Annotated in this window: 1 protein-coding gene; it reads right to left on the reverse strand. The window is 68.0% G+C overall.

The window, feature by feature from the left end; translation table 11 throughout:
* Positions 1 to 1035, reverse strand: a 1035-nt coding sequence (locus EAH73_RS22910) for a DUF4249 domain-containing protein (protein ID WP_140469764.1), incomplete at both ends; no start/stop codon positions are given.

Consider the following 1035-nt stretch of genomic DNA (forward strand, 5'->3'; position numbering starts at 1 on the left):
CGCAGGCGGCAATCGGCGCAGGTGGTCGAGGCGCCGATGTACGCCATCTTGAGCTTGCTGCGGGTGAGGTAGTAGCTGACCGGCACGGTGCCGGGCTGGTCGAAAAGCCGGGTATAGGGGTCGTGGGGCCCCTTGGGGTCKAAGGGAAATAGGACCTCGGACATCGAATCGACTGCGCAGCCCTGGTAGGGCGAATCGAACACCACATCGGAAGGCAGCGGCAGCTCGGTGCGGGCAATAAAAATGCGCTTTTGCTGGGTGATGTGGGCCCCCACGTAGCCCAGCACGGGCTCCTGGGGGTTGCCCACCCGGTGCACGTTGCCCGTGAGCTGGGTGGGCAAGGGGTCGTTGACGCTGCCCACGGCTTCCGTGTTTTTGCGCAGCAGCTCGTAGTAGGCAAATTCCTCGGCCGTTTCGGCGTACTGGCTCACCAGCACGCTGTAGCGGTACCGGAACCGCTCGTCCTGCGCCCGCAGGTCGCGGATGGGAAAATCAACCAGCGCGTCCTGGCTGAGCTGGGCCGTGCTGCCCTGCTTGATAGACGAGGACCGCTCGGTGCGCCAGCACCGGTAAATGGGCGTGATGCGCACCTGCACGGTGCCGTCCCGGTACTCCAGCAAGGATTCGACGCTGGCCGTGAACTCCCAGGTTTCGACGAAGCCCCAGCGGTAGTAGCGCGACTGCCCGGCGGGGTCGTGGGTGCTCAGCCCGAGCTGCACCTGCCCGTTGGCCAGCTTCCAGCCCAGCTGGTCGATGGGGGGCGTTGCTTTCAGCGGCACCAGGGCCGACTCGTAGGTGGCGCCCCCCGTGGCCGGGGCAATGCGCAGCTGGTACTGGCGCGCGGCGGGCAGCACCAGGCTGTCGGACACGTACCTGCCCGCCGCCCGCTCCACCAGCGCGTAGCGGGTGCCCGCCTCGTCGGCGATGAACAGCTTGGCCCCCCGCTCCACCGCCGGGGCCCCCGCCGCGGCCAGGCTGGCCGTGCGCGTGAGCAAAATCGTGGTCCGCCCGTTGCCGTTGATGAAGCCGTCCACG

This window comes from Hymenobacter nivis (assembly GCF_006439025.1).
Taxonomy (GTDB): Bacteria; Bacteroidota; Bacteroidia; order Cytophagales; family Hymenobacteraceae; genus Hymenobacter; species Hymenobacter nivis_A.